Annotated in this window: 21 protein-coding genes and 2 tRNA genes; 19 read left to right on the top strand and 4 right to left on the bottom strand. The window is 69.0% G+C overall.

What is annotated here, in order from left to right:
• Positions 1-64: 64 nt before the first annotated feature.
• On the top strand, positions 65-532 hold the full coding sequence (locus tag ACK4YQ_RS12245) for a hypothetical protein (protein ID WP_409611689.1): 468 nt from the start codon (positions 65-67) through the stop codon (positions 530-532).
• Entirely contained in the window at positions 529-1860 is a 1332-nt protein-coding gene (locus ACK4YQ_RS12240) for a GAF domain-containing protein (RefSeq protein ID WP_409611688.1), read from the top strand. Before ACK4YQ_RS12245 ends, ACK4YQ_RS12240 begins: the two co-directional genes overlap by 4 nt.
• Before the next feature lie 2 nt (positions 1861-1862).
• Here the strand turns inward: ACK4YQ_RS12240 and ACK4YQ_RS12235 are convergent, their stop codons facing one another.
• Positions 1863-2480, bottom strand: coding sequence for an HAD-IB family hydrolase (locus tag ACK4YQ_RS12235; protein WP_409611687.1), 618 nt, complete (start codon positions 2478-2480; stop codon positions 1863-1865).
• Positions 2481-2836: 356 nt separating this feature from the next.
• Between ACK4YQ_RS12235 and clpX the strand changes: the two genes are divergently transcribed.
• The 10 genes from clpX to ACK4YQ_RS12185 all read left to right on the top strand — a co-directional run bounded on the left by clpX (position 2837) and on the right by ACK4YQ_RS12185 (position 15071).
• Positions 2837-4099 (top strand): ATP-dependent Clp protease ATP-binding subunit ClpX, encoded by a 1263-nt coding sequence (gene clpX / locus ACK4YQ_RS12230; protein WP_409611686.1) that lies wholly within the window; start codon positions 2837-2839, stop codon positions 4097-4099.
• Positions 4100-4366: 267 nt separating this feature from the next.
• Positions 4367-6763, top strand: coding sequence for an endopeptidase La (lon, locus tag ACK4YQ_RS12225; RefSeq protein WP_409611685.1), 2397 nt, complete (start codon positions 4367-4369; stop codon positions 6761-6763).
• Between the two features lie 160 nt (positions 6764-6923).
• Positions 6924-7199, top strand: coding sequence for an HU family DNA-binding protein (locus tag ACK4YQ_RS12220; RefSeq protein WP_409611684.1), 276 nt, complete (start codon positions 6924-6926; stop codon positions 7197-7199).
• A 111-nt stretch (positions 7200-7310) separates the two neighbouring features.
• Positions 7311-7387, top strand: a tRNA-Val gene (locus tag ACK4YQ_RS12215).
• Between the two features lie 34 nt (positions 7388-7421).
• Positions 7422-8345, top strand: coding sequence for an aldo/keto reductase (locus ACK4YQ_RS12210; RefSeq protein ID WP_409611683.1), 924 nt, complete (start codon positions 7422-7424; stop codon positions 8343-8345).
• Between the two features lie 103 nt (positions 8346-8448).
• Positions 8449-10374 (top strand): NAD(P)-binding domain-containing protein, encoded by a 1926-nt coding sequence (locus ACK4YQ_RS12205; protein ID WP_409611682.1) that lies wholly within the window; start codon positions 8449-8451, stop codon positions 10372-10374.
• 91 nt (positions 10375-10465) lie between these two features.
• On the top strand, positions 10466-10756 hold the full coding sequence (locus ACK4YQ_RS12200) for a hypothetical protein (protein ID WP_409611681.1): 291 nt from the start codon (positions 10466-10468) through the stop codon (positions 10754-10756).
• 12 nt (positions 10757-10768) lie between these two features.
• On the top strand, positions 10769-11512 hold the full coding sequence (locus tag ACK4YQ_RS12195) for an ABC transporter ATP-binding protein (protein WP_409611680.1): 744 nt from the start codon (positions 10769-10771) through the stop codon (positions 11510-11512).
• Positions 11512-13875 carry an FtsX-like permease family protein gene (locus ACK4YQ_RS12190; RefSeq protein ID WP_409611679.1) on the top strand — a complete coding sequence of 788 codons (2364 nt, stop codon included), beginning with the start codon at positions 11512-11514 and terminating at the stop codon, positions 13873-13875. Before ACK4YQ_RS12195 ends, ACK4YQ_RS12190 begins: the two co-directional genes overlap by 1 nt.
• A gap of 2 nt (positions 13876-13877) precedes the next feature.
• The gene (locus ACK4YQ_RS12185; protein WP_409611678.1) at positions 13878-15071 is read left to right on the top strand and encodes an efflux RND transporter periplasmic adaptor subunit; all 1194 of its coding nucleotides are present in this window, start codon (positions 13878-13880) and stop codon (positions 15069-15071) included.
• Between the two features lie 4 nt (positions 15072-15075).
• Here the strand turns inward: ACK4YQ_RS12185 and ACK4YQ_RS12180 are convergent, their stop codons facing one another.
• The 3 genes from ACK4YQ_RS12180 to ACK4YQ_RS12170 form a co-directional block, all read right to left on the bottom strand.
• The gene (locus ACK4YQ_RS12180; RefSeq protein WP_409611677.1) at positions 15076-15606 is read right to left on the bottom strand and encodes a hypothetical protein; all 531 of its coding nucleotides are present in this window, start codon (positions 15604-15606) and stop codon (positions 15076-15078) included.
• Between the two features lie 157 nt (positions 15607-15763).
• Positions 15764-15840 (bottom strand) — tRNA-Asp (locus ACK4YQ_RS12175).
• A 52-nt stretch (positions 15841-15892) separates the two neighbouring features.
• On the bottom strand, positions 15893-17434 hold the full coding sequence (locus ACK4YQ_RS12170) for an AbgT family transporter (RefSeq protein ID WP_409611676.1): 1542 nt from the start codon (positions 17432-17434) through the stop codon (positions 15893-15895).
• Between the two features lie 223 nt (positions 17435-17657).
• On the opposite strand from ACK4YQ_RS12170, the gene ACK4YQ_RS12165 reads away from it, so the two are divergent.
• Genes ACK4YQ_RS12165 through nuoF form a run of 7 tightly spaced genes read left to right on the top strand, consistent with a single transcriptional unit; the run spans position 17658 to position 22789 of the window.
• Positions 17658-18035 (top strand): NADH-quinone oxidoreductase subunit A, encoded by a 378-nt coding sequence (locus ACK4YQ_RS12165; RefSeq protein WP_409611675.1) that lies wholly within the window; start codon positions 17658-17660, stop codon positions 18033-18035.
• Positions 18005-18586, top strand: coding sequence for a NuoB/complex I 20 kDa subunit family protein (locus ACK4YQ_RS12160; protein WP_409611674.1), 582 nt, complete (start codon positions 18005-18007; stop codon positions 18584-18586). Before ACK4YQ_RS12165 ends, ACK4YQ_RS12160 begins: the two co-directional genes overlap by 31 nt.
• The gene (locus tag ACK4YQ_RS12155) at positions 18583-19200 is read left to right on the top strand and encodes an NADH-quinone oxidoreductase subunit C (RefSeq protein WP_409611673.1); all 618 of its coding nucleotides are present in this window, start codon (positions 18583-18585) and stop codon (positions 19198-19200) included. The genes ACK4YQ_RS12160 and ACK4YQ_RS12155 overlap by 4 nt, the downstream gene beginning before the upstream one ends.
• On the top strand, positions 19200-20459 hold the full coding sequence (locus tag ACK4YQ_RS12150; RefSeq protein ID WP_409611672.1) for an NADH-quinone oxidoreductase subunit D: 1260 nt from the start codon (positions 19200-19202) through the stop codon (positions 20457-20459). The genes ACK4YQ_RS12155 and ACK4YQ_RS12150 overlap by 1 nt, the downstream gene beginning before the upstream one ends.
• The gene (locus ACK4YQ_RS12145; protein ID WP_409611671.1) at positions 20456-20791 is read left to right on the top strand and encodes a nuclear transport factor 2 family protein; all 336 of its coding nucleotides are present in this window, start codon (positions 20456-20458) and stop codon (positions 20789-20791) included. The genes ACK4YQ_RS12150 and ACK4YQ_RS12145 overlap by 4 nt, the downstream gene beginning before the upstream one ends.
• Before the next feature lie 7 nt (positions 20792-20798).
• Positions 20799-21476 (top strand): NADH-quinone oxidoreductase subunit NuoE, encoded by a 678-nt coding sequence (gene nuoE / locus ACK4YQ_RS12140; protein WP_409611670.1) that lies wholly within the window; start codon positions 20799-20801, stop codon positions 21474-21476.
• Positions 21473-22789 (top strand): NADH-quinone oxidoreductase subunit NuoF, encoded by a 1317-nt coding sequence (gene nuoF, locus ACK4YQ_RS12135; RefSeq protein WP_409611669.1) that lies wholly within the window; start codon positions 21473-21475, stop codon positions 22787-22789. Before nuoE ends, nuoF begins: the two co-directional genes overlap by 4 nt.
• The last annotated feature ends 1 nt before the right edge of the window (position 22790 follow it).

Genomic DNA, 22790 nt, shown 5'->3' with positions numbered 1-22790 from the left:
TAAGCCGGCCAGGGTGTTCCTAAGAGATTCCTATCCGCGTAGGTTGCTCTGCGCCGGGGAGAACATGGTCGACGAAACCCTCAACGCCTTTCTGGAAGGCCCGGTGATGATGGTGGCGGCGGCCGTCTCGGGGGACGGACGGCCCGTGCTGGCCCGCGCCCTCGGCGCGCGGCGCGTCGGCGGCGGCCTGGTGGAGCTGATCGTCTCTCGCGCCCAGTGGCCGCAGGCCGTGGCGGCGATGGTCTCCGACGCGGCGATGGCGTTCACGTTCTGCCGGCCTCACGACTACCAGACGTTTCAGATGAAGGGCGATGTCGTCGCAGCGCGCGCGGCGGGCGCGGACGACCTCGCGCGGGCGCGCGCCTATTGCGAGCGGATGACGCGCGAACTCATGGGGCTCGGGGTGCAGGAGCGGCAGATCGCCTGCTGGCTTTGCCTGGAGGACCTGGTCTGCGTGAGCTTCAGGCCGCGCCAGGCGTTCCGGCAGACGCCGGGGCCCAACGCAGGAGCGCGGCTGGAGAGCGCCCTGTGACGGTGAAGCTCCGGGCGATCCGCAACTGCTTCGAGGGGGTGATCCCCTCGATCATCGCCACGGCGGACGCCTCGGGCGAGCCGAACATCTCCTATCTGTCGCACGTACATCTGGTGGACGACGACCACGTGGCCCTGTCCAACCAGTTCTTCTCCAAGACTGCCGCCAATGTGCGCGACACCGGACGCGCGACGGTGCTGGTGGTCGACGCCCTGACCGGCGACCAGTACGCCCTTGATCTCCGATACGAGGCGGCCGTGGCCGAGGGCGACCTGTTCGAGCGGATGGCCGCCCAGTTGCGCGCCAGCGAGGGCCAGCACGGCGTGGGCGCGGTGATGGCGCTGCGCAGCGCCGACATCTACCGGGTGGTCGATGTCCAGGCGACGCCGAACCCGCCCGACATCGCGCCGCCGCCGACCCCGCGCAGGAGCGTGGACCGGCTGGGGGCGGCCGCGCGCCTGGTGGCCGAGATCGCGGCGGAAGCCGATCCGGACGCCATGCTCGACCGCGCCCTCGATGGGCTGGTCGAGCTGTTCGGGTTCCCGAACGCCATGGTGCTGACGCCAGACGAAAGCGGCGACCACCTGACGACCCTGGCGAGCCGAGGCTATGCGACCGCCGGCGTCGGCTCGCAGATCGCCTTCGGCGACGGCGCCATCGGCGTCGCCGCAGCCACGCGTCGGCCGGTGCGGCTGAGCGACATGAGCCGGGGCCGGCGCTTCGTCGCCGCGGTGAAGGCCGTGGCCAAGGCCGACAGCGAGCGGGCGATTCCCTTTCCCGCCCTTGGCGAGGCGCAAAGCCAACTGGCCGTGCCGATGGCTACCCGCGAGACCTTCTTCGGGGTGCTCTTCATGGAATCGGTGGAGCGGTTCGCGTTCTCGGCCGATGACGAGAACGCGCTGGCGCTGGTGGCCGGTCAGGTCGCCGCCGGCCTGCGCCTGGCGGAGCTGGAGAGCCGCACCTCGAGCGCCGCCGAGCCGGCCCCGGCTGCGGAGAGTCTGGCCGGGCGCACGTTCGTCGTGCGCTGCTACGACTTCGACGGCAGCGTGTTCATCGACGGGGACTATCTGATCAAGGGCGTGCCCGGCCGGCTGCTGGCGCATCTTCTGGAGGCCCACGCCGCAAGCGGCCGGCGCGAGTTCACCAATCGCGAGCTGCGCCTTGCGCCAAGCCTGAAGCTGCCGGATCTGAAGGACAATCTGGAGGCGCGCCTGATCCTGCTTCGGCGACGGCTGGAGGAGCGCGCGGCGCCGGTGCGCCTCCAGCGGTTGGGCCGCGGCGTGATCGGCCTGGACCTGCAGGGCGTCCCGCGCCTGGAGCGCGGCTGACCTCAGGGTCTTTCCTTGAAGACGCGATAGCCCTTCTCTTCAGCCAGCTCGAGCATCTCGCGGTCGCCGGAGGTGTCGCCGTAGGCCGCCTTCAGGCGCAGGTCGGGGCCGAAGACCTCGTGCAGACGGCGGACCTTTTCCGCGCCGCGGCAATTCGCCCCATCGAACGTGCCGACGATCCGGTCCTCGGCGTCATAGACGAGGCGCGTGGCGATCAGGGCATGGGCCGCAAGGCCGCGGGCGAAGGGCGCCACCACCAGGTCGGGCGAGGCGGACACGATCACCAGCTTGGCTTCGCGCGCGCGCCACTCGCGCCAGACGCGCAGGGCGTCGGGCCGCAGGAGTCCGACGGCCGATTCCTCGGCGAAGCGCCGCGCCTCGTCCTCGATCTGGGCCCGCGGAACGCCCTTGAGGAACTCGCGGACGGCGGCGGCCTTGATCCGGCCCCGGCTGCGGTGGAACAGGTAGGCCACGGCCGCCGGGGCAAGCCGCGCAAGGCCCAGCGCATAGCGCAGCCCGCCCGCGCGCCAGCGCAGAAAGGCCGTGAAACTGTCGCGGACGGTGAGGGTGCCGTCGAAGTCGAACGCCACCACCCCGCCCAGCAGCGCCGGCTCGTTCATGTGGCCGCCGCGCTCACGAACGCCCCGGCGTAGCACCCTCTTGCGCATTGCGATCCCCGCGGCCCCGCCCGCTCACCCCTGACAGCGGGCTGTGGATCGCACGACCCAATCCGGGGACGCAATCTTGTGCCGTATCGGGGCGACACCATCTATATCTCGAACAAGCCTGCGGTGCGGGCGTGTCACGATCACGCATCGATTGAGCGATCCAAGGGTTGTGATCGTGGCGCGGATCGGGGAATGTCAAGGATTAGACAACCTGCGGCGCGTATCCTGCATTGATATGTTCGGGAACGCCTCGGGGGCGGACCTGCGTCGGATCGGACCGGCGGCGTCCACAGAGTGAGAAATAGATCATGACCAAGGCCGCGAGCGGGGATTCCAAGAGCACGCTGTATTGCTCCTTCTGCGGCAAGAGCCAGCATGAAGTCCGCAAGCTCATCGCCGGCCCGACGGTGTTCATCTGCGACGAGTGCGTCGAGCTGTGCATGGACATCATCCGCGAGGAGCACAAGATCTCCTTCGTGAAGTCCAAGGACGGCGTGCCGACTCCCAAGGAGATCCGCGAAGTCCTCGACGATTACGTGATCGGCCAGGACCATGCGAAGAAGGTGCTCTCGGTTGCGGTCCACAACCACTACAAGCGGCTGAACCACGCGACGAAGAACAACGACGTCGAACTGGGCAAGGCCAACATCCTGCTGATCGGCCCGACCGGCACCGGCAAGACGCTGCTGGCGCAGACCCTGGCCCGAATCATCGACGTGCCCTTCACCGTGGCCGACGCCACGACCCTGACCGAGGCCGGCTATGTCGGCGAGGACGTCGAGAACATCATCCTGAAGCTGCTGCAGGCCGCCGACTACAACGTCGAGCGTGCGCAGCGCGGCATCGTCTACATCGACGAAGTCGACAAGATCAGCCGCAAGTCCGACAACCCCTCGATCACCCGCGACGTGTCGGGCGAGGGCGTGCAGCAGGCGCTGCTGAAGATCATGGAGGGCACTGTCGCCTCCGTGCCGCCGCAGGGCGGGCGCAAGCATCCGCAGCAGGAGTTCCTGCAGGTCGACACGACCAACATCCTGTTCATCTGCGGCGGCGCCTTCGCCGGCCTTGAGAAGATCATCTCCGCGCGGGGGCAGGGCACCTCGATCGGCTTCGGCGCGAAGGTGGCCGATCCGGACGAGCGCCGCACGGGCGAGGTGTTCCGCCAGGTGGAGCCGGACGACCTGCTGCGCTTCGGCCTGATCCCCGAATTCATCGGCCGCCTGCCGGTGATCGCGACCCTGGACGACCTGGACGAAACGGCGCTGGTGAAGATCCTCACCGAGCCGAAGAACGCCTTCGTCAAGCAGTACCAGCGCCTGTTCGACATGGAGAACGTGGGGCTGACCTTCACCGACGACGCCCTGCGCGCCGTGGCCCGCAAGGCCATCGCCCGCAAGACCGGTGCGCGCGGCCTGCGCTCCATCCTGGAAGGCATCCTGCTCGACACCATGTACGAGCTGCCGACCTACGACGGGGTCGAGGAAGTGGTGGTCAACGCCGAGGTCGTCGATGGCCGCGCCCAGCCGCTGATCATCTACGCCGAACGCCGCGACAAGGGCGGCGCGGCCTAAAGCCGCCCGACAGTCGACGATCGGGGCCTCCAGGCTTGCGCCTGGGGGCCCTTTTCGCATGCGACCGGAGGCCGCGCCGAGGCCCAATCCACCGCCCGGTGCTCCGGCCCAGCTTGAATGCGGGGTCGAAACGTCCACATAAATGACCAACGGATCCGCCGAAGTCCGGCGGACGGGACGCGCGACTCAGGCGCATCGTTTGAGTGACGGCGTTCCTGCGGCCGAGCCTCGCCTCCCCAATGAGGCCGGTCAGGAGTTTGAAGCATCATGTCCGAGATCAAGACCCTTCCGATCCTGCCCTTGCGCGACATCGTGGTGTTCCCGCATCAGCCGGTTCCGCTGTTCGTCGGTCGCGACAAATCGGTGCGCGCGCTTGAAGAAGCGATGCGCAACGAGGGCAAGGAGATTCTCCTCGCCACCCAGAAGGACAAGGACGACGATGATCCGGCGCCCGAGGCCATCTACGGCGTCGGCGTCGTGGCCACCGTCCTGCAACTGCTGAAGCTGCCCGACGGCACCGTGAAGGTGCTCGTGGAAGGCAAGGCGCGCGCCGCGGTGTCGCGCTTCACCGACCGCGAGGACTACTACGAGGCGGAGATCGCCTTCATTTCCGAGGACGCCGGCGCGTCTGCGGAAGCCGAGGCGCTGTCGCGCGCGGTGGTCGAGCAGTTCGAAAACTACGTGAAGCTCAACAAGAAGGTGCCGCCGGAAGCGCTGGCCGCCATGCCGCAGGTGGACAATCCCGGCGAGCTGGCCGACCGCATCGCCTCGCACCTGTCGGTGAAGATCAGCGAGAAGCAGAACCTGCTCGAGATCTTCAACGTCGTGAAGCGCCTGGAGAAGGTCTACGCCCTGATGGAGGGCGAGATCAGCGTCATGCAGACGGAGAAGAAGATCCGTTCGCGCGTGAAGCGCCAGATGGAGAAGACGCAGCGCGAGTACTACCTGAACGAGCAGATGAAGGCGATCCAGCGCGAGCTGGGCGAGCAGGACGACGCGCGCGACGAACTGATCGAGCTCGAGAAGCGGATCAAGAAGACCAAGCTGTCCAAGGAAGCGCGCAGCAAGGCGGAAGCCGAGCTGAAGAAGCTGCGCAACATGAGCCCGATGTCGGCCGAATCCACGGTGGTGCGCAACTACCTAGACTGGCTGCTGTCGATCCCGTGGGGCAAGGCGCGCCAGAAGCCCATCGACCTGGCCAAGGCCGAGGCGATCCTGGAAGAGGATCACTACGGCCTGGAGAAGGTGAAGGAGCGCATCCTGGAGTACCTGGCCGTCCAGGCCCGGACCGGTTCGCTGAAGGGCCCCATCCTGTGCCTCGTCGGCCCGCCCGGCGTCGGCAAGACCTCCCTCGGCCGCTCGATCGCCAAGGCCACAGGCCGCGAGTTCGTGCGGGTGTCCCTGGGCGGGGTGCGTGACGAGGCCGAGATCCGCGGCCACCGGCGCACCTACATCGGCTCCATGCCCGGCAAGATCATCCAGTCGATGAAGAAGGCGAAGACCACCAACGCCTTCTTCCTGCTGGACGAGATCGACAAGATGGGATCGGACTGGCGCGGCGATCCGTCCTCGGCGCTCCTGGAGGTGCTGGACCCGGCGCAGAACGGGACCTTCGCCGACCACTATCTGGAGGTCGACTACGACCTGTCGCAGGTGATGTTCGTCACCACGGCCAACAGCCTGAACATGGCCCAGCCGCTGCTGGACCGCATGGAGATCATCCGCATCCCCGGCTACACCGAGGACGAGAAGGTCGAGATCGCCAAGCGGCACGTGCTGCCCAAGCTGGCCAAGGACCACGGCCTGAAGCCGGACGAGTTCATCGTTCCCGACCAGGCGATCCGCGACCTGATCCGCTACTACACGCGGGAGGCTGGCGTGCGCTCGCTTGAGCGCGAGCTGGGCAATCTGGCGCGCAAGACGGTGCGGGACCTGGCCCGGGAGAACCTCAAGTCGATCACCATCGACGACGAGCGCCTGGCCAAGTACGCCGGCGTGCGGCGGTTCCGCTACGGCGAGACCGACGCCGAGGACCAGGTGGGCATCATCACCGGCCTGGCCTGGACCGAGTTCGGCGGCGACATCCTCACCATCGAGGCGGTCAAGATGCCGGGCAAGGGCCGCATGTCCATCACGGGGAACCTGAAGGACGTGATGAAGGAGTCGATCTCGGCGGCGAACAGCTTCGTGCGCTCGCGGGCCACGAAGTTCGGCATCGAGCCGCCGGTGTTCGAGCGGACGGACGTGCACATCCACGTGCCGGACGGCGCGACGCCCAAGGACGGCCCCTCCGCAGGGGCGGCCATGGCCACGGCGATCGTCTCGGTGCTGACGGGCATTCCGGTCCGCAAGGAGATCGCCATGACCGGCGAGGTGACCCTGCGCGGACGGGTGACCGCCATCGGCGGCCTGAAGGAGAAGCTGCTGGCGGCGCTGCGCTCCGGCGTCAAGACCGTGCTGATCCCGCAGGAGAACGAGAAGGATCTGGCCGACATCCCGGACAACGTGAAGTCGGCTCTGCAGATCGTCCCGGTCTCGACCATGGACGAGGTGATCGCCCGCGCGCTCACGCGGACGCCCGAGCCGATCGAGTGGTCGGAATCGGACGCCTCCGGACCAGTGGCGGCGGACGACGACGGCGTGGAGTCCGTCGTCACGCACTAAATTGGGCGCCTTCCACGTTAAAAATCAGCGGCGCGGGGCATTCCCGCGCCGCTGTCGTTTGACGCGAACCGCGAAGCCCGCATAATCGCGCGAAGCGAAGCAGCGTCGCCTATGGGGGGCGCGCGACGCCATTTGCCAAAATGGGCTGGAGATACAACAAATGACCAAGGCCGAACTCGTGACGGCGATCGCCGACAAGGCGGGCCTCAACAAGGCGCAGGCGAAGGATGCTCTGGAAGCGTTCATCGATTCCGTCACGGAGTCCCTCAAATCGGGGCAGGAAGTCCGGCTCGTCGGTTTCGGCAGCTTCGTGCCGGTGAAGCGCGCGGCGGGCACGGCCCGCAACCCGCGCACGGGCGAGACCGTGAAGCGCCCGGCGTCCTCCACGGCGCGGTTCCGCGTCGGCGAAGGGCTGAAGAGCGCGCTGAACGGCTAAGACCTTCCGAGCTAGCGACACAGCGATTTGGATGGGGCGGCTGCGGATGCGCGGCCGCCCTTTTTCATGAGGCGTTGGCGAAACGCCGATCTGGTCTAAATACGCGACGACGGGCGGCTAGCTCAGCTGGTCAGAGCACCTGGTTTACACCCAGGGGGTCGGGGGTTCGAACCCCTCGCCGCCCACCACCGTTCGATCGAACGTCCAGCCCGGACGAGGCGCATGCTCTACAGGCCGCTCGGCGCCACCGGGCTCACCGTCTCGGAGATCGGTTTCGGCGCCGCCAGCTACTGGGGGCTGCGGCGCTTCCCCGAACGCCAGGCCCTTGGACTTGTCCATGCGGCCCTAGACGCCGGGATCACCTTCTTCGACACCGGCGCCGGCTATTCGCGGGGCGAGGCCGAGCCCCGCCTGGGCCGCGCGCTCAAGGGGCGGTCGCTCCAAGACCTGGTGATCGCCACGAAGGCCGGCACGCGCCACGCCGGCGGCGGGCGGATGGCCCGCGACTTCACGCCCGCCGCCGTCACGCAGAGCGCCGAGGCGAGCGTGCGCAGGCTCGGGATCGACCATCTGCCCCTGCTGCAGCTTCACGGACCGGCGCAGGCCGAACTGACCGACGAGCTGATCGAGGCCCTGGAGCGCCTGCGCACGCGGGGGCTGGTGCGCGCCTTCGGGGTGAACAGTTTCGATCCCGCCGTCATCGAGGCGGTGCTCGCCTTGCCCCTGTTCGACGTGGTCATGGTCGACTTCAACGTCATGCGGCCGGAGCGCGAGCCGCTGATCCAGCGAGCCGCCGCGGCAGGGAAGGGCGTGCTGGCCGGCATGGCGCTGGGCATGGGGCACCCCGGCCGCAAGGCGATGAAGATCCGAGGCCCGCAGGACGTCTGGTACGCCCTGCGCGCCCTGAAGAACCACAGGTCCGACATCGCCCGCGGCGCCTGCTTCGGGTTTCTGGAGCACACGCCGGGGATGACGGGCGCCCAGGCGGCCCTGGCCTATGTGCTGGCCCATCCCGGCGTCTCCTGCGCGGTCACCGGGACCACGCGCCTGGCCCATCTGCAATCCAACGCCGCGGCCTCGGGCCTGCACCTGCCGCCGGAGGTGTGGGCGCAGATTCGCGCGGCCCAGGGGATCGCGGCCGCCTGACGCCGGGGAACCGCGCGGCAATGTGTGCAGGGGAGGCTTCCGTCCCCAGCGGCAAGTTGCGTATCCTGCCCGCAGAACAACGATAACTGAGGCAGGAAACCCGATGACCCAGGTCCAGGCCACGCTCGACGAGGCGCTAGAGGCGGCGCATCTTCCGGCGCTCGTCATGTCTCTCGTCCATCTCACCGGGGACGACCGATTCCTGCGCCCCGAGTGGCGGCCGCAGTACAACCCCCTGGACCGCAACGAGATCGGGGTGTCGGCCGAGGAGCAGGCGAAGATCCGCGCCGCGGCGAAGGACCTGTTGAGCGCCTTCCAGAGGGGCGAGGTCAAGCCCAGGGCGGACCTGCCGCCCGAGCTCGTGCGGCGGATGATCAACTTCGTGACAGGCTCCGACATTCCAGAGGGTTACAGCGACTTCCTCATGGATGAGCTGGCGATCACCGGCCAGAGCACGAAGGATCCACAGTTCGACGCGCCGCGGCTGAAGGAGGCCGCGCGCCGGATGAAGGTGCTGGTCGTCGGGGCGGGCATGAGCGGCCTGCTGACCGGCATCCGCCTTTCACAGGCCGGCACGCCCTTCGAGATCGTCGAGAAGAACGCCGACGTGGGCGGCACCTGGTTCGAGAACACCTATCCCGGATGTCGGGTCGACAGCTCGAACCACATGTACTCCTATTCCTTCGAGCCCAACCACATGTGGCCGCAGCACTTCTCCACCCAGCCTGTGCTGCTGGACTATTTCCGCGGCGTGGCCGAGCGCTACGGCCTGCGCAAGCACATCCGCTTCGAGACCACCGTGGTCGAGATGGCCTGGGACGAGGCGGCCGCCGTCTGGAAGGTGCTCCTGCGCGGCAAGGACGGCCGCGAGGAGACGGTCGAGGCCAACGCCGTGGTCACGGCCGTGGGGCAGCTCAACCGCCCGCGAATCCCCGACATCAAGGGGCGGGAAAGTTTCGAAGGCGTCGCCTTCCACTCGGCCGAATGGCGTCACGACGTGGACCTGGCCGGCAAGCGGGTGGCCGTGATCGGCACCGGCGCCAGCGCCTTCCAGTTCGTGCCTGAGATCGCGCCGAAGGTGGCGCACCTGACGGTCTTCCAGCGCACGCCGCCCTGGGCGTTCCCGGCCGAGCACTATCACGAGTACGTCCCCGAGGGGATGAAGTGGCTGCTCGAGCACGCGCCGATGTACGACAAGTGGTATCGGTTCTACCTGTTCTGGATGGCGACCGACGGCTTCCTGCCCGCGGTCAAGGCCGATCCGGACTGGTCCGGCCCGCCGACGGCGGTGAGCGCCGAGAACGCCATGTTCCGCGAAATGCTTGCCGCGGCCCTGGCGGCGCAGGCGCAGGACCGGCCGGACCTGGTGGAGAAGATCGTCCCGTCCTATCCGCTGGGGGGCAAGCGCGCCCTGTTCGACAACGGCGTGTGGATCAAGGCCCTGAAGCGCGACAACGTCGAGCTGACGACCTCCGCCATCACCGAGATCACCCCGAAGGGCGTGCGCACCGCCGACGGCGTGCTGCACGAGGTCGACGTGATCATCTACGGGACCGGCTTCCACGCCAGCCGCTTCCTTTGGCCGATGAAGATCAAGGGCCGCGGCGGCAAGGACCTGCACGAAACGTGGGCCGGCGAGCCGCGGGCCTATCTGGGCATGACCACGCCGGGCTTCCCGAACTTCTTCATGATCTACGGCCCGAACACCAACATCGTCGTCAACGGCTCGATCATCTTCTTCTCCGAATGCAGCGTCCGCTACATCGTCGGCTGCCTGAAGCTGCTGGCGGAGACGGGGGCGGCGGCCCTGGAGCCGAAGCAGGCCGTTCACGACGCCTTCAACGCCAGGGTGGATGCGGGCAACAAGCTGATGGCCTGGGGCGCGCCGCAGGTGACGAGCTGGTACAAGAACGAGAGCGGCCGGGTCACCCAGAACTGGCCGTTCGCCCTCGTCGACTACTGGCGCGCCACCCTCGCTCCGAATCCGAACGACTTCGAGTTCCAGCGAAAGGCCGAACTGGTCGGCTGACGGCCGCCGGCCTTGACCCGGGTCAAAGCCGGCCGGAGCTTTCTCCGGTCAACCTGAAGCCGCGGCGGGAGCGCGCGGCATGGAGGTCCGGATGACTCACCACGATGACAAGACCGGCGCCGCCGCAGGCGGGGCGGGGGCGCCGATCTCCCTCAGGCCGGCGGCCGCGCCGGTCGCCGCTGCGGGGGCCGGCGCGCTGGGGGCTCTGGCGATCGGGGCCATCGCCCTTGGGGCGCTGGCCATCGGAAGGCTTGCGGTGGGCCGGATGGCGATCGGACGGCTCAGGGTCAGGCGCCTGGAGGTAGACGAGCTGACCGTTCGGCGCCTGCACGCGCCGCCCGCGCCCTCGGAGCCCCCCAGGCGCCCGGCCAGGGGCGGATAGCGGTCGATCGCCGTGGGCGCAGAGGCCAGTTCATCATCGGCGCCCGCGGATCCGCAGCCCGCCTTCGCGATCCGAGGGCTGACCAAGGTCTATGAGACCAGCGCGGGCCAGGTGCACGCCCTGCGCGGCCTCGATCTGGACATCCGCAAGGGCGAGATCCTGGTTCTGCTCGGGCCTTCCGGTTCGGGCAAGTCGACCCTGCTGAACATTCTGGGCGGGCTCGACCGCGCCAGCGCCGGCTCGGTCCGTTTCGAGGGGCGCGAGCTGACCGCGGAAACCGAGCGCGGCCTCACCGCCTACCGTCGCGCGGCGGTGGGCTTCATCTTCCAGTTCTTCAACCTCGTGCCGAGCCTGACGGCGCGGGAGAACGTGATGCTGATCACGGAGGTCTCCCGCGACCCCATGGCGCCCGAAGACGCCCTGGCCATGGTGGGCCTGGCCGACCGGATGGACCACTTTCCGGCCCAGCTTTCCGGGGGACAGCAGCAGCGGGTGGCGGTGGCGCGCGCAATCGCCAAGCGACCGAAGGTGCTGCTGTGCGACGAGCCGACCGGGTCGCTGGACTCTGAGAGCGGAATCCAGGTGCTCGAGGCCATCGTCAAGGTGGCCGACGACGTCGGCGCGACGACCATGATCGTGTCGCACAACACCGACATCGCCCTGATCGGCGACCGGGTCATCCGTTTTCGCGACGGTCACATCACCGAGCTCAGCGCCAACGCCGCGCGGCTGGCGCCTCGGGAAATGCGCTGGTGATGCGCTCGCTCGACCGCAAGCTGCTGCGCGACCTGTGGCGGCTGAAATGGCAGGTGGCGGCGATCGCCCTCCTGATCGCCTGCGGGGTGTCGGTGTCGGTCATGGCGTTCTCGGCCCAGCGCGCCCTGCGCGAAGCCCAGGCGCTGTTCTACGCCCAGACCCGCTTCGCCGACGTGTTCGCCGAGGCCAAGCGGGCGCCGCTCTCCCTGGCCAGGGAGTTGGCGGCCATAGACGGCGTGGCCGGGGTGGACGTGCGCCTGGTCGAGTCGGGCCTGCTGCAGGCCGAGGGGCTGGTGCGTCCGGCGACCGTGCGGCTCATCTCCCTGCCGGCCGAGGACACGCTCGCCCTCAACCGCGTGCGCCTGGTGCAGGGACGCCTGCCGCACCCCGGCCGCCGGGACGAGGTGGTGGCGCTCAAGACGTTCCTGGACGCCGCGGACATCGAGCCAGGCTCGAAACTCAAGGCCGTCATCGGCGGCCGCGCCTTCACCTTCACCGTGGTGGGCGCAGTGCTCTCGGCCGAGCACATCTATGTCCCGAGTCCGGAATCGTTCATGCCGGATGACGCGCACCAGGCCGTCCTCTGGGCGCCGCGCGCGACGGTGGAGCTCGCCTCCGGCATGAGCGGCGCCTTCAACGAGGCCGCGCTGCAGCTTGCGGCCGGGGCCTCGGCGCCCGCCGCGATCCAAGCGATGGACCGTCTCCTGAAGCCCTACGGCGGCCGGTCGGCCTACACCCGCGAGGACCAGGTGTCGCACCGGTTCCTGGAGGCCGAGTTCAAGGAGCTGTCGACCTCGGCCTCCATCCTTCCGCCCGTCTTCCTGGCGGTCGCCGCCGCGCTCGTGCACATGGTGGTGGCGCGGCTGGTGGACGTCGAGCGCGAGCAAATCGGCCTGCTCAAGGCCTTCGGCTACGGCGACGCCGAGGTGTCGGCGCCCTATCTGAAGTTCGCCCTGGCGATCGGCCTCGTCGGCGTGGCGGGCGGCGGCCTGGCGGGCGCGGCTCTGGGAGCGGCGATCATTGAGCAGTACCGCGCCTACTTCCGCTTCCCGACGCTGGTCGCCTCATTTCATTGGACCGCCTTTGCGGCGGCGTCCCTGGCCTCGGTGGCCGCCGCCTGTGCAGGTTCGCTGCAGGCGGCGCGCCGTGCGGCGGCCCTGTCGCCGGCGGTGGCCATGCAGCCGCCGCGGCCGGCGGCCTACAGGAGGGGCGTGCTGGACCGCCTGGCGCCTGGCGGAACGGTCGACCAATCGAGCCGGATGATCGTGCGCAACATCGAGCGCTTTCCGGTGCGAGCGGGGCTGACGGCGGCGGGCCTCGCGGCCAGCCTCTCGATGCTGGTGGGCACGCAGTTCCTGTTCGGCAGCATCGACCGCGTGATCGAGCAGGCCTACTACCAGGTGCAGCGCTGGAGCGACTCCATTGGCTTCGGCGAGATCCGTGAAGCCTACGCCGTGCGCGAGGCGCTCCGCCTGCCCGGCGTGTTCGCCGCCGAGCCGGTTCGCGTCGTCGGCGCGGTGATCAAGGCCAACGGCCGCCAGGAGCGGACATCGGTCACGGGACTGGAGCCGCGGGCCCAGTTGAGCCGGCCCCTCGACGGCGCGGGGAGGCCGCTGCCCTTGCTCGGGCGCAGCGTGATCCTCAGTCAGGCGCTGGGCGAGCGCCTGGGCGTCGCCCCCGGCCAGATGGTGCGGGTGGAGATAGTCGACGGGCGTGCCCCGGCCGTGGACCTGCCGGTCACGGCCCTGGCCCAGGACTTCAGCGGCTTTGCGATCTACATGGATAGGGCTGAGCTCAACCGCGTCATGGCCGACGGCGACGTCGTCAGCGGAGCCCAGTTGCTCGTGGCGCCGGACCAGCGGGCGGCGTTCTACCGGGCGCTGGAAGCCGTTCCGCGGATCATCGGCGCCTCCTCGCGCGACGACACTGTCGCCAGCTGGCGACAGGTGATGACCGAAGCGTTCCGGGTGATGATCACCTTCTATGTGGGCTTCGCTTCGGCGATCGCCTTCGGCGTGGCCTACAACACCGCGCGGATCGCCTTGTCCGAACGCGGACGCGACCTGGCGACCCTGCGGGTGCTCGGCTTCGGCCAGTCGGAGTGCGCCTACATCCTTCTGGGGGAGCTCGCGTTCCTCGCCGTCGTCGCTATCCCGCTGGGTCTGCTGGGCGGCCAGGCGCTCGCCCATGGATTCACCCTGGCCTATTCGCGCGAGGAGCTACGGATCCCTCTGGTGATAACGGCGCGCAGCTACGGCATTTCGCTGACCGCCTACGCGCTCGCCGTGGCCGCGGCCGGGGCGGCGGTCGGACGGCGGGTCTGGGGCCTCGATCTCGTGTCCGTACTGAAGACGAGGGAGTAGACATGGCAGGGCGTCGCAGGCGTTGGCTGGTTTTCGGCGGAGCGGGCGTCCTGGCGGTCGCAGCGCTGGCGTGGCTCTTTCTGCCCCGGCCGGTGACGGTCGAGGTGGCGCGGATCGGACGCGGCCCCATCGCCGAGCGGGTGGAGGACCAGGGCAAGGCGCGGGTGCGCGAGGCCTATCTGGTGTCGGCGCCCGTGTCCGGCCGCCTCGCGCGCATCGAGCATCATGTGGGGGATCGGATGGTTGCGGGGCGGACGCTCGTGGCCCGCATCGAGCCCCTGCCGGCCGACCTGCAGGATCCCCGCACCCGGGGCCAGGCCGAGGCCGCGGTGTCGGCCGCCGCCGCAGCGGTCGAGGCGTCCCGCGCCTACGCCGAGCAGACCGGCGCCGAGCTGCGGCGGGCCGAATCCGATCTTCGGCGCCTGCAGGCGCTGACCGAGCGCGGCTTCGCCTCCGCGCAGGCGCTGGAGGCGGCGGAGACCTCGGCGCGCACCGCGCGCGCCGCAAGCGAGGCGGCGCGGGCCGACGTGGCCCTGCGGCGAGCCGAGCTGGCGGCCGCGCGCGCCGCCCTGACCGGGCCGGAGGCGCGGGGCGGGACGACGGTGGAGGTGCTGGCGCCCGTCTCCGGCTATGTGACCCGGATCATCGAGCCCAGCGAGCGGACCGTCGCGATGGGCGAGCCGTTGCTGGAGATCGCCGACGCCGGCGGACTGGAGGCGGCGATCGAGTTCCTGTCGCAGGACGCGGTGCGCATCCGCGAAGGCATGGCCGCAGAGATCTACGACTGGGGCGGGCCGGGGACCCTGACGGCCCAGGTGCGCCGGGTCGAGCCGCTGGGCTTCACCAAGGTCTCGGCCCTCGGCGTCGAGGAGCAGCGGGTCCTGGTGCTGCTGCAGTTCACCGATCCGCCGGCGAAGTGGGCGCAACTGGCGCCGGGCTATCGCGTGTGGGGCCGCGTGTTTCTGCGCCAGGCGCCGGACGCGGTGAAGGCCCCGCTCGGCGCGCTCGCCCGGGCGGACGGCGGCTGGGCGGTGTTCCGGGTCGAGGGCGGCAAGGCCCGCCTGCGCCGCATCTCGGTCGGCGCCATCACTGATCGGGACGCCGAGGTGCTGGAGGGGCTCGCCCCCGGGGACGTCGTGGTGGTCTTCCCGTCCGACAAGGTGCGCGACGGCGTGACGGTGCGGGCCGCACGCTGAGGTCTTAGCCCGCGGCCGGATTGGCCCTGCGTGGGGCGGCGGGGGAGGCGCACTCGCCGCGCTCGCCCAGTCCCTTCAGATAGGCGCGACGCACGGCGCCCGAGAGAATCGCCTCGCGGGCCTTTTCCTCGTGCGCCTCGGCGCCGGTCATCTTCCGTATGACGCCGCGGAAGGGAATCCAGCCCGTCGTCAGGCTGCGGAGCGCGCCGGTCACCATGTCGTTCACCGCCGCATCGTCGCCCTCGTCGCCGTCAGCCGCGTCGAGATCCGGGCCGAGCGCGCTGTCGAGGCGCCTGATGTCTGCGGCCAGGGCCGGGCATGACAGGTCCGCCGGCGGCGCGTACGGGCGGCGTGCCGCCGCCTCGAGCTGCGGAGGAATCGGGTCGCGGGTGATGTTGAAGTCCGTGAAGGGCTGCATCATCGCGTCGCCGAAATCGTCCTTGGGATCGACCAGCTGCGACGATGACGTCGAGGGAGCCGTCGCGCCGGTCCCAGTCGAGGTGGTCTGGCATCCGGCGAGGGCGATGGCCGCCATCGCCGCGGACGCGGCCAGTCTTCGAAAGCTCATTCCCGTCACATGCACCTCCAGACAGCCGCGCCAGTGTCCGGCGCCGGCGACAGGGGTGCAACGTCCGGGCGCTAGAGAAGGGTTCCTGCGCGACCGGGGCGGGTATTTCGGAAGACTGGGAAAATGGCGCGAGTGACGGGGCTCGAACCCGCGACCTCCGGCGTGACAGGCCGGCGCTCTAACCAACTGAGCTACACCCGCGTGGGTCTCGCGCAACGCGAGGCGCGCTTGATAGGTTCGCACCGGAATCGTGTCAACCGGCCAGTTCGCCCGGGTGCGAATAATGCACAGGCGCGCCGGGTCCGGTCGGCAGCTCGAGCATCGCCCAGGCGCCGGTCATGAGCATGCCTGCGGCCATCATCGCCGCCGAGTACGGCAGCATGGCGCTGATCAGGCCGCCGACGCCGAAGCCGGGCCGCCAGCGCTGGCAGAACCCCAGCACCAGGCCGAAGTATGGCATCAGCGGCGAGGCCATGTTCACCGTGGAATCGCCCATGCGGTACGCAGCGGTCGTCATTTCCGGACTGACCCCCACCAGCATCAGCATCGGGACGAGCACCGGCGCCAGGGCCGCCCACTTGGCCGACGCCGAGCCGATCAGCATGTCGAGCCCCGCCGTCAGCAGAACGATGGCCATCATCAGCACCGGGATAGGAAGGCCGGAGGCGCGCAGGGCGTCCGCACCGTGGATCGCCAGGATCACGCCGAGGTTCGACCAGGTGAACATGGCTATGAAGTGGGCCGCGGCGAACGCCAGCACGATATAGGGCGCCATCGCCGCCATCGACTCGGACGCCAGGCGCACGACGTCGCGGTCGCTGCGGATCGTGCCGTTGGCCCGGCCGTAGGCGACGCCCCCGGCCAGGAAGAGCACGAAGAAGCCCGCCACCAGGGAGCGGAAGAACGGCGTCCAGCGCGCCGGGCCCTCGGCCTCGTGGTCGACCAGCGGCGCGCCGGGGGCAAGCGTGAGCGCCGCCCACAGCGCCACTACCGTCAGGGCGGCCAGGCCGGCCCAGACCAGGCCGCGCCGCTCTTCGGGCAGGAGGGGCGCGTCGTGGGCGGGCAGGCCGCCCGCCGGCTCCCACGGTCCCAGGCGCGGTTCGACGATGCGCACGGTCACCCACCAGGCGACGGGAACGAAGACCACAGCCCCGGCGGCGGTGAACCACCAGTCGCCGGCGAGGTTCGCAGTCCAGTCCGCGTCGATCAGCCGCGCCGCCGGCTCGCTGAGCCCCAGGATCAGGGCGTCGAACTGGCCGGGGAGGGGATTGCCGGCGAAACTGCCCACCACGCCGGCGAAGGCCGCAGCGATGCCGGCGATGGGGTGCCGGCCCACGGCGGCGAAGGCGGCGCCGGCCAGGGGCAGGAGGATGACGAAGCCGGAATCGGCCGCATGGTTGGAAAGCAGGCCCAGGAGGATCACCATCGGGGTGACGAGGCGGGGCGGGCTCGCCCGCATCATCACCCGGATCGCCGCCGACAGAAGGCCGGTCCGCTCGGCCACGCCGGCGCCCAGCATGATCAGCAGCACATAGCCGAGCGGAGCGAAGCCGGTCAGCGTCTTCGGCATCTCCACCAGCAGCGTGCGCACGTTGTCGGGCGCAACCAGGCTCTTGGCCTGCAGCACCTCGCCGTTCACGGGATTGATCGCGCTGACCCCGGCCCAGGCGCAGATCATGCTGGCCGCCACCAGGGCGCCGATGATCCAGAAGAAGATGAACACCGGATCGGGCAGCCGATCCCCCAGGCGCTCGATCGCATCCAGAGCCCGGTGCACGGCGGTTTTTCGGGTCAATCGCAACTCCCCCTCGGAACGAGACTAGAGGGGTTCGCCCCGCCGATGAAGGCCGTTCGGCGCCGCCGAATCCCGCGGCGCCGCGGCGCCGGCTTTCCGATCATCGTTCTGCGGACGGGGCGGCGCAGCGGAAGTATTTGCGAGCGCTTCGCATCATTGTCCGGGGTGTTTGAACCCCGCGCATTGCTGGTCTAGAAGGGCGCGCGACTCCTTCGAGGACTCCATGAACGCGTTTCTCCTGCAGTACCTGCCGATCGTGATCTTCCTTGGGATCGCGGGGGCTCTGGGGCTGGCTTTCGTCCTGGCGGCCGCCGTCCTGGCTCCCAAGGCGCCCGACCCCGAAAAGCTGTCGTCCTACGAATGCGGCTTCAACGCCTTCGACGACGCCCGCATGAAGTTCGACGTCCGGTTCTATCTAGTCTCGATCCTGTTCATCATCTTCGACCTCGAGGTCGCGTTCCTGTTCCCCTGGGCTGTTGCGCTGATGAAGCTGCCGGCCGAGGTGTCGCAGTTCGCCTTCTGGTCGATGATGACGTTCCTGGGCGTGCTCACCGTCGGCTTCATCTACGAATGGAAGAAGGGAGCCCTGGAATGGGAGTGATCGTTCCGGCCGGCTCGGCCGCCCGCTCCAGCGTCGAGGGCTACGATCCCAAGGTCCATGATCCGTTCTTCGACGGCGTCACCGACCAGCTCGCGGACAAGGGCTTCATCACCGCCGCCGCCGACGACCTCATCACCTGGGCCCGCACCGGCTCGCTGATGTGGATGACCTTCGGCCTGGCCTGCTGCGCTGTGGAGATGATGCAGGCGTCGATGCCGCGCTACGACCTCGAGCGCTATGGCTTCGCGCCGCGCGCCAGCCCGCGCCAGTCGGACGTGATGATCGTCGCCGGCACCCTGTGCAACAAGATGGCCCCGGCCCTGCGAAAGGTCTACGACCAGATGCCGGACCCGCGGTACGTGATCTCGATGGGCTCCTGCGCCAACGGCGGCGGCTACTACTACTTCAGCTATTCCGTGGTGCGCGGCTGCGACCGGATCGTGCCGGTCGACATCTACGTGCCCGGTTGCCCGCCCACCGCCGAGGCCCTGGTCTACGGCGTGCTGCAACTGCAGAAGAAGATCCGCCGCACGGGGACGATCGAACGATGAGCCACTGGTTCACCCCCGACGTGGACTTCGACGCCCTGGGCCAGAAGATCGTCGCCGACGGGCATGGGTTCCTCGGCCACCACGTGGCCTTCGAAGAGCTGACGCTGATCACCACCGCCGACCACGTGGTCGAGGCCCTGACCTGGCTGCGCGACGCCGCGGACCTGAAGTTCACCCAGCTCATCGACCTGACCGGCGTGGACTATCCGGAGCGCCGCCATCGCTTCGACGTGGTCTACCACCTGCTGTCCATGCCCCGGAACCTGCGCGTGCGGGTGAAGCTGGCGGTGGACGAGGACGCGGCCGTGCCGAGCGTCACCGGGGTGTTCCCCTGCGCCGACTGGTACGAGCGCGAGGTCTTCGACATGTACGGGGTGTTCTTCTCGGGGCACCCGGACCTACGTCGGATCCTCACCGACTACGGCTTCCACGGCCACCCGCTGCGCAAGGACTTCCCGATGACGGGCTATGTCGAGCTGCGCTACGACGACGAGCTCAAGCGCGTGGTCTACGAGCCTGTGAAGGCGGTCGAGTTCCGCAACTGGGACTTCCTCTCGCCTTGGGAAGGCGCCGACTACGTGCTGCCCGGCGACGAGAAGGCGGAGACCAAGTGATGGACGACAACGCCGCCAATTTCACGTCGGGGGAATCCACCGACGTCACCGCCGGCCACGCCCAGGAGGTCGCCAGCGGCGAGACCAAGGTCCGCAAGTTCAACATCAATTTCGGCCCGCAGCACCCCGCGGCCCACGGCGTGCTGCGCCTGGTGCTGGAGCTGGACGGCGAGGTGGTCGAGCGCGTCGACCCGCACATCGGTCTGCTCCACCGCGGCACCGAAAAGCTGATGGAGTACCGGACCTACCTCCAGAACATCGGCTACTTCGACCGCCTCGACTACGTGGCGCCGATGAACCAGGAGCACGCCTTCTGCCTGGCCATCGAGAAGCTGGTGGGGCTGGAGGTTCCGATCCGCGGACAGCTGATCCGGGTGCTCTATTCCGAGATCGGCCGGATCCTGAACCACCTCCTGAACGTGACGACCCAGGCGATGGACGTCGGCGCGCTCACGCCGCCCCTGTGGGGCTTCGAAGAGCGCGAGAAGCTGATGATCTTCTACGAGCGCGCCTCGGGGGCTCGGCTCCACGCCAAGTACTTCCGTCCGGGAGGCGTCCACCAGGACCTGCCGCCGCAGCTCATCGAGGACATCGACGCCTGGGCCGAGCACTTCCCCAAGGTCTGCGACGACATCGAAGGCCTGATCACCGACAACCGGATCTTCAAGCAGCGCAACGTCGACATCGGCGTGGTGTCCAAGGAGCAGGCCTTCGCCTGGGGCTTCTCCGGCGTGATGGTTCGGGGTTCCGGCATCGCCTGGGACCTGCGGCGCAACCAGCCCTACGAGTGCTATTCGGACCTGGAGTTCGAGATTCCGCTGGGCGTCAACGGCGACTGCTACGACCGCTATCTCTGCCGCATGGAGGAGATGCGCCAGTCCACCCGGATCATCCGCCAGTGCTGCGAGCGCCTGCGCAAGACCCCGGGCCCGGTGCTGACCGAGGACAACAAGTACGCGCCGCCGCGCCGGGGTGACATGAAGCGCTCGATGGAGGCGCTCATCCACCACTTCAAGCTCTACACCGAAGGGTTCCACACGCCCGAAGGCGAGGTGTACGCCTGCGTCGAGGCCCCCAAGGGCGAGTTCGGCGTCTACCTGGTCTCCGACGGCACCAACAAGCCGTACCGCTGCAAGATCCGCGCGCCGGGCTATCCGCACCTCATGGCGATGGACTGGATGAACCGCGGCCACATGCTGGCCGACGTGTCCGCCATCCTCGGCTCGCTGGACATCGTGTTCGGGGAGATCGACCGGTGAGCGGCGCAGCGGAGATCGTTGCGGCGCAGCTCGCGGCCTACAACTCGCAAGACCTCGACGCCTTCTGCGCCTGCTACGCCGAGGACGCCGTGCTCGCCGGCTACAACGGCGAGGTGACGAATCGCGGCCTCGCCTCGATCCGTGAGCGGCACGCCAAGCTGTTCGCCGACTTCCCGCACAATCGCGCCGAACTGGTGAACCGGATCGTCGTGGGTGCGAACGTGATCGACCACGAGAAGGTCTCGCGCGCCCCCGGCGGCGAAAGCTTCGAGGTCGCGCCGATCTACACCATCGCGGACGGGAAGATCGTCCGCGTCGATTTCGTGAAGTGAGGGCCTCGTGAGCGTCCGTCGCCTTTCGCCGACCCAGCCGGAGAGCTTCGCCTTTTCACCGGAGAGCCTGAAAACGGCCATGTGGTGGATCGCCAAGTTCCCCGAGGGCCGCCAGCAGTCCGCCGTCATCCCCTTGCTGTGGCTCGTCCAGAAGCAGGAGGGGTGGGTCAGCGAACCGGCCATCCGCGTGGTGGCCGAGATGCTGGGCATGGCCCAGATCCGCGTGCTGGAGGTCGCCACCTTCTACACCATGTTCATGCTGGAGCCGGTCGGTTCGGTGGCCCTGGTGCAGGTGTGCGGCACGACCCCATGCATGCTGCGGGGCTCGGGCGACCTGATGTCCGTCTGCAAGAAGAAGATCGGGCCGAAGGACCACCTGAGCGCCGACGGCAAGTTCTACTGGCAGGAGGTGGAGTGCATGGGGGCCTGCTCCAACGCGCCCATGGCAGCCATCAACGACTATTACTACGAGGATCTGACGGCGGAGAGCTTCGAGGCGCTGCTCGACGACTTCGCCGCCGGCAAATCGCCGAAGCCGGGGTCGGCCATCGGCCGCCAGGGCGCCGCGCCGGAAGGGGGGCCGGCGACGCTCAGCGACCCCTCGCTCTATGACGGCTCGCGCTCCAAGGCGATCAAGAAGCTGCCGAACGCCGCGCCGAAGCCCAAGAAGGAGCCCGCGGCGTGACCGGCGTGCTTGAAGACAAGGACCGCATCTTCACCAACCTCTATGGCCTGCACGACTTCGGTCTGGAGGGCGCCAAGGCGCGGGGCGCCTGGCACCTGACGCGGGAGATCCTGCAGCAGACGCCCGAGTGGATCTGCGACCAGATCAAGGCGTCGGGCCTGCGGGGGCGCGGCGGCGCCGGCTTCTCGACCGGGCTGAAGTGGACCTTCATGCCCAAGCAGGAGAGCGAGCGGCCGCACTACCTGGTCGTCAACGCCGACGAGTCCGAGCCGGGCACCTGCAAGGACCGCGAGATCCTGCGCAACGACCCGCACCTGCTGATCGAGGGCTGCCTGATCGCCAGCTACGCGATCCGGGCGCACACCTGCTACATCTACATCCGCGGCGAGTACGTGCATGAGCGCGAGCGCCTGGAGGCGGCGATCGCCCAGGCCTACGCGGCCAAGCTGATCGGCAAGGGCAACGTCCACGGCTGGGACTTCGACCTGCACGTCACCCACGGCGGCGGGGCCTACATCTGCGGCGACGAGACCGCCCTGATGGAAAGCCTGGAGGGCAAGAAGGGCCAGCCCCGGCTGAAGCCGCCGTTCCCGGCGGGCGCGGGCATCTACGGCTGCCCAACGACGATCAACAACGTCGAGTCCATCGCGGTGGTCGGCTCGATCCTGCGGCGGGGCGCCGAGTGGTTCGCCGGCTTTGGGCGGCCGAACAACACTGGCGTCAAGCTGATGGCCATCTCCGGCCACGTGAACCGCCCGTGCGTGGTCGAAGAGGCCATGTCGATCCCGCTCAAGCAGCTCCTGGAGGATCACTGCGGCGGCGTGCGCGGCGGCTGGGGCAACCTGAAGGCCGTGATCCCGGGCGGCTCGTCCGTGCGGATGATCCCGGCGCACGAGGCCGAGACGGCCCTGATGGACTTCGACAGCCTCTCGGCGCTGAAGTCGGGCCTGGGCACGGCGGCGGTGATCGTGATGGACCAGTCCACCGACATCGTGAAGGCGATCGCCAGGCTCTCCTACTTCTACAAGCACGAGAGCTGCGGCCAGTGCACGCCCTGCCGCGAAGGCACCGGCTGGATGTGGCGGGTGATGGAGCGGATGGTCACCGGCGAAGCCGAGATGCACGAGATCGACCTGCTGCTGGACGTCGCCAGCCAGGTCGAGGGCCACACCATCTGCGGCCTGGGCGATGCGGCCGCCTGGCCGATCCAGGGCCTGTTCCGCCACTTCCGCCACGAGGTGGAGGAGCGCATCACCCAGTACCGTGCCGGTCGGCCCCATGTTCAGGGCGCCAAGCTGGAAGCGGCGGAGTAAC

The sequence above is a fragment of the Phenylobacterium sp. genome, from assembly GCF_046291545.1.
Classification (GTDB): Bacteria; Pseudomonadota; Alphaproteobacteria; order Caulobacterales; family Caulobacteraceae; genus Phenylobacterium.
Note: the sequence above shows the minus strand (reverse complement) of the source record. Positions and strands in the feature narration are given on the sequence as shown.

Excerpts from the sequence above, each read along its gene's own strand:
- ACK4YQ_RS12200 (WP_409611681.1), top strand. The coding sequence starts at position 10,466 with ATGACTCACCACGATGACAAGACCGGCGCCGCCGCAGGCGGGGCGGGG.
- ACK4YQ_RS12180 (WP_409611677.1), bottom strand. The coding sequence starts at position 15,606 with ATGGCGGCCATCGCCCTCGCCGGATGCCAGACCACCTCGACTGGGACC.
- ACK4YQ_RS12245 (WP_409611689.1), top strand. The coding sequence starts at position 65 with ATGGTCGACGAAACCCTCAACGCCTTTCTGGAAGGCCCGGTGATGATG.
- ACK4YQ_RS12150 (WP_409611672.1), top strand. The coding sequence starts at position 19,200 with ATGGACGACAACGCCGCCAATTTCACGTCGGGGGAATCCACCGACGTC.
- ACK4YQ_RS12160 (WP_409611674.1), top strand. The coding sequence starts at position 18,005 with ATGGAAGAAGGGAGCCCTGGAATGGGAGTGATCGTTCCGGCCGGCTCG.
- ACK4YQ_RS12235 (WP_409611687.1), bottom strand. The coding sequence starts at position 2,480 with ATGAACGAGCCGGCGCTGCTGGGCGGGGTGGTGGCGTTCGACTTCGAC.
- ACK4YQ_RS12220 (WP_409611684.1), top strand. The coding sequence starts at position 6,924 with ATGACCAAGGCCGAACTCGTGACGGCGATCGCCGACAAGGCGGGCCTC.
- ACK4YQ_RS12205 (WP_409611682.1), top strand. The coding sequence starts at position 8,449 with ATGACCCAGGTCCAGGCCACGCTCGACGAGGCGCTAGAGGCGGCGCAT.
- ACK4YQ_RS12185 (WP_409611678.1), top strand. The coding sequence starts at position 13,878 with ATGGCAGGGCGTCGCAGGCGTTGGCTGGTTTTCGGCGGAGCGGGCGTC.
- ACK4YQ_RS12210 (WP_409611683.1), top strand. The coding sequence starts at position 7,422 with ATGCTCTACAGGCCGCTCGGCGCCACCGGGCTCACCGTCTCGGAGATC.
- ACK4YQ_RS12190 (WP_409611679.1), top strand. The coding sequence starts at position 11,512 with ATGCGCTCGCTCGACCGCAAGCTGCTGCGCGACCTGTGGCGGCTGAAA.
- ACK4YQ_RS12155 (WP_409611673.1), top strand. The coding sequence starts at position 18,583 with ATGAGCCACTGGTTCACCCCCGACGTGGACTTCGACGCCCTGGGCCAG.
- clpX (WP_409611686.1), top strand. The coding sequence starts at position 2,837 with ATGACCAAGGCCGCGAGCGGGGATTCCAAGAGCACGCTGTATTGCTCC.
- ACK4YQ_RS12165 (WP_409611675.1), top strand. The coding sequence starts at position 17,658 with ATGAACGCGTTTCTCCTGCAGTACCTGCCGATCGTGATCTTCCTTGGG.
- lon (WP_409611685.1), top strand. The coding sequence starts at position 4,367 with ATGTCCGAGATCAAGACCCTTCCGATCCTGCCCTTGCGCGACATCGTG.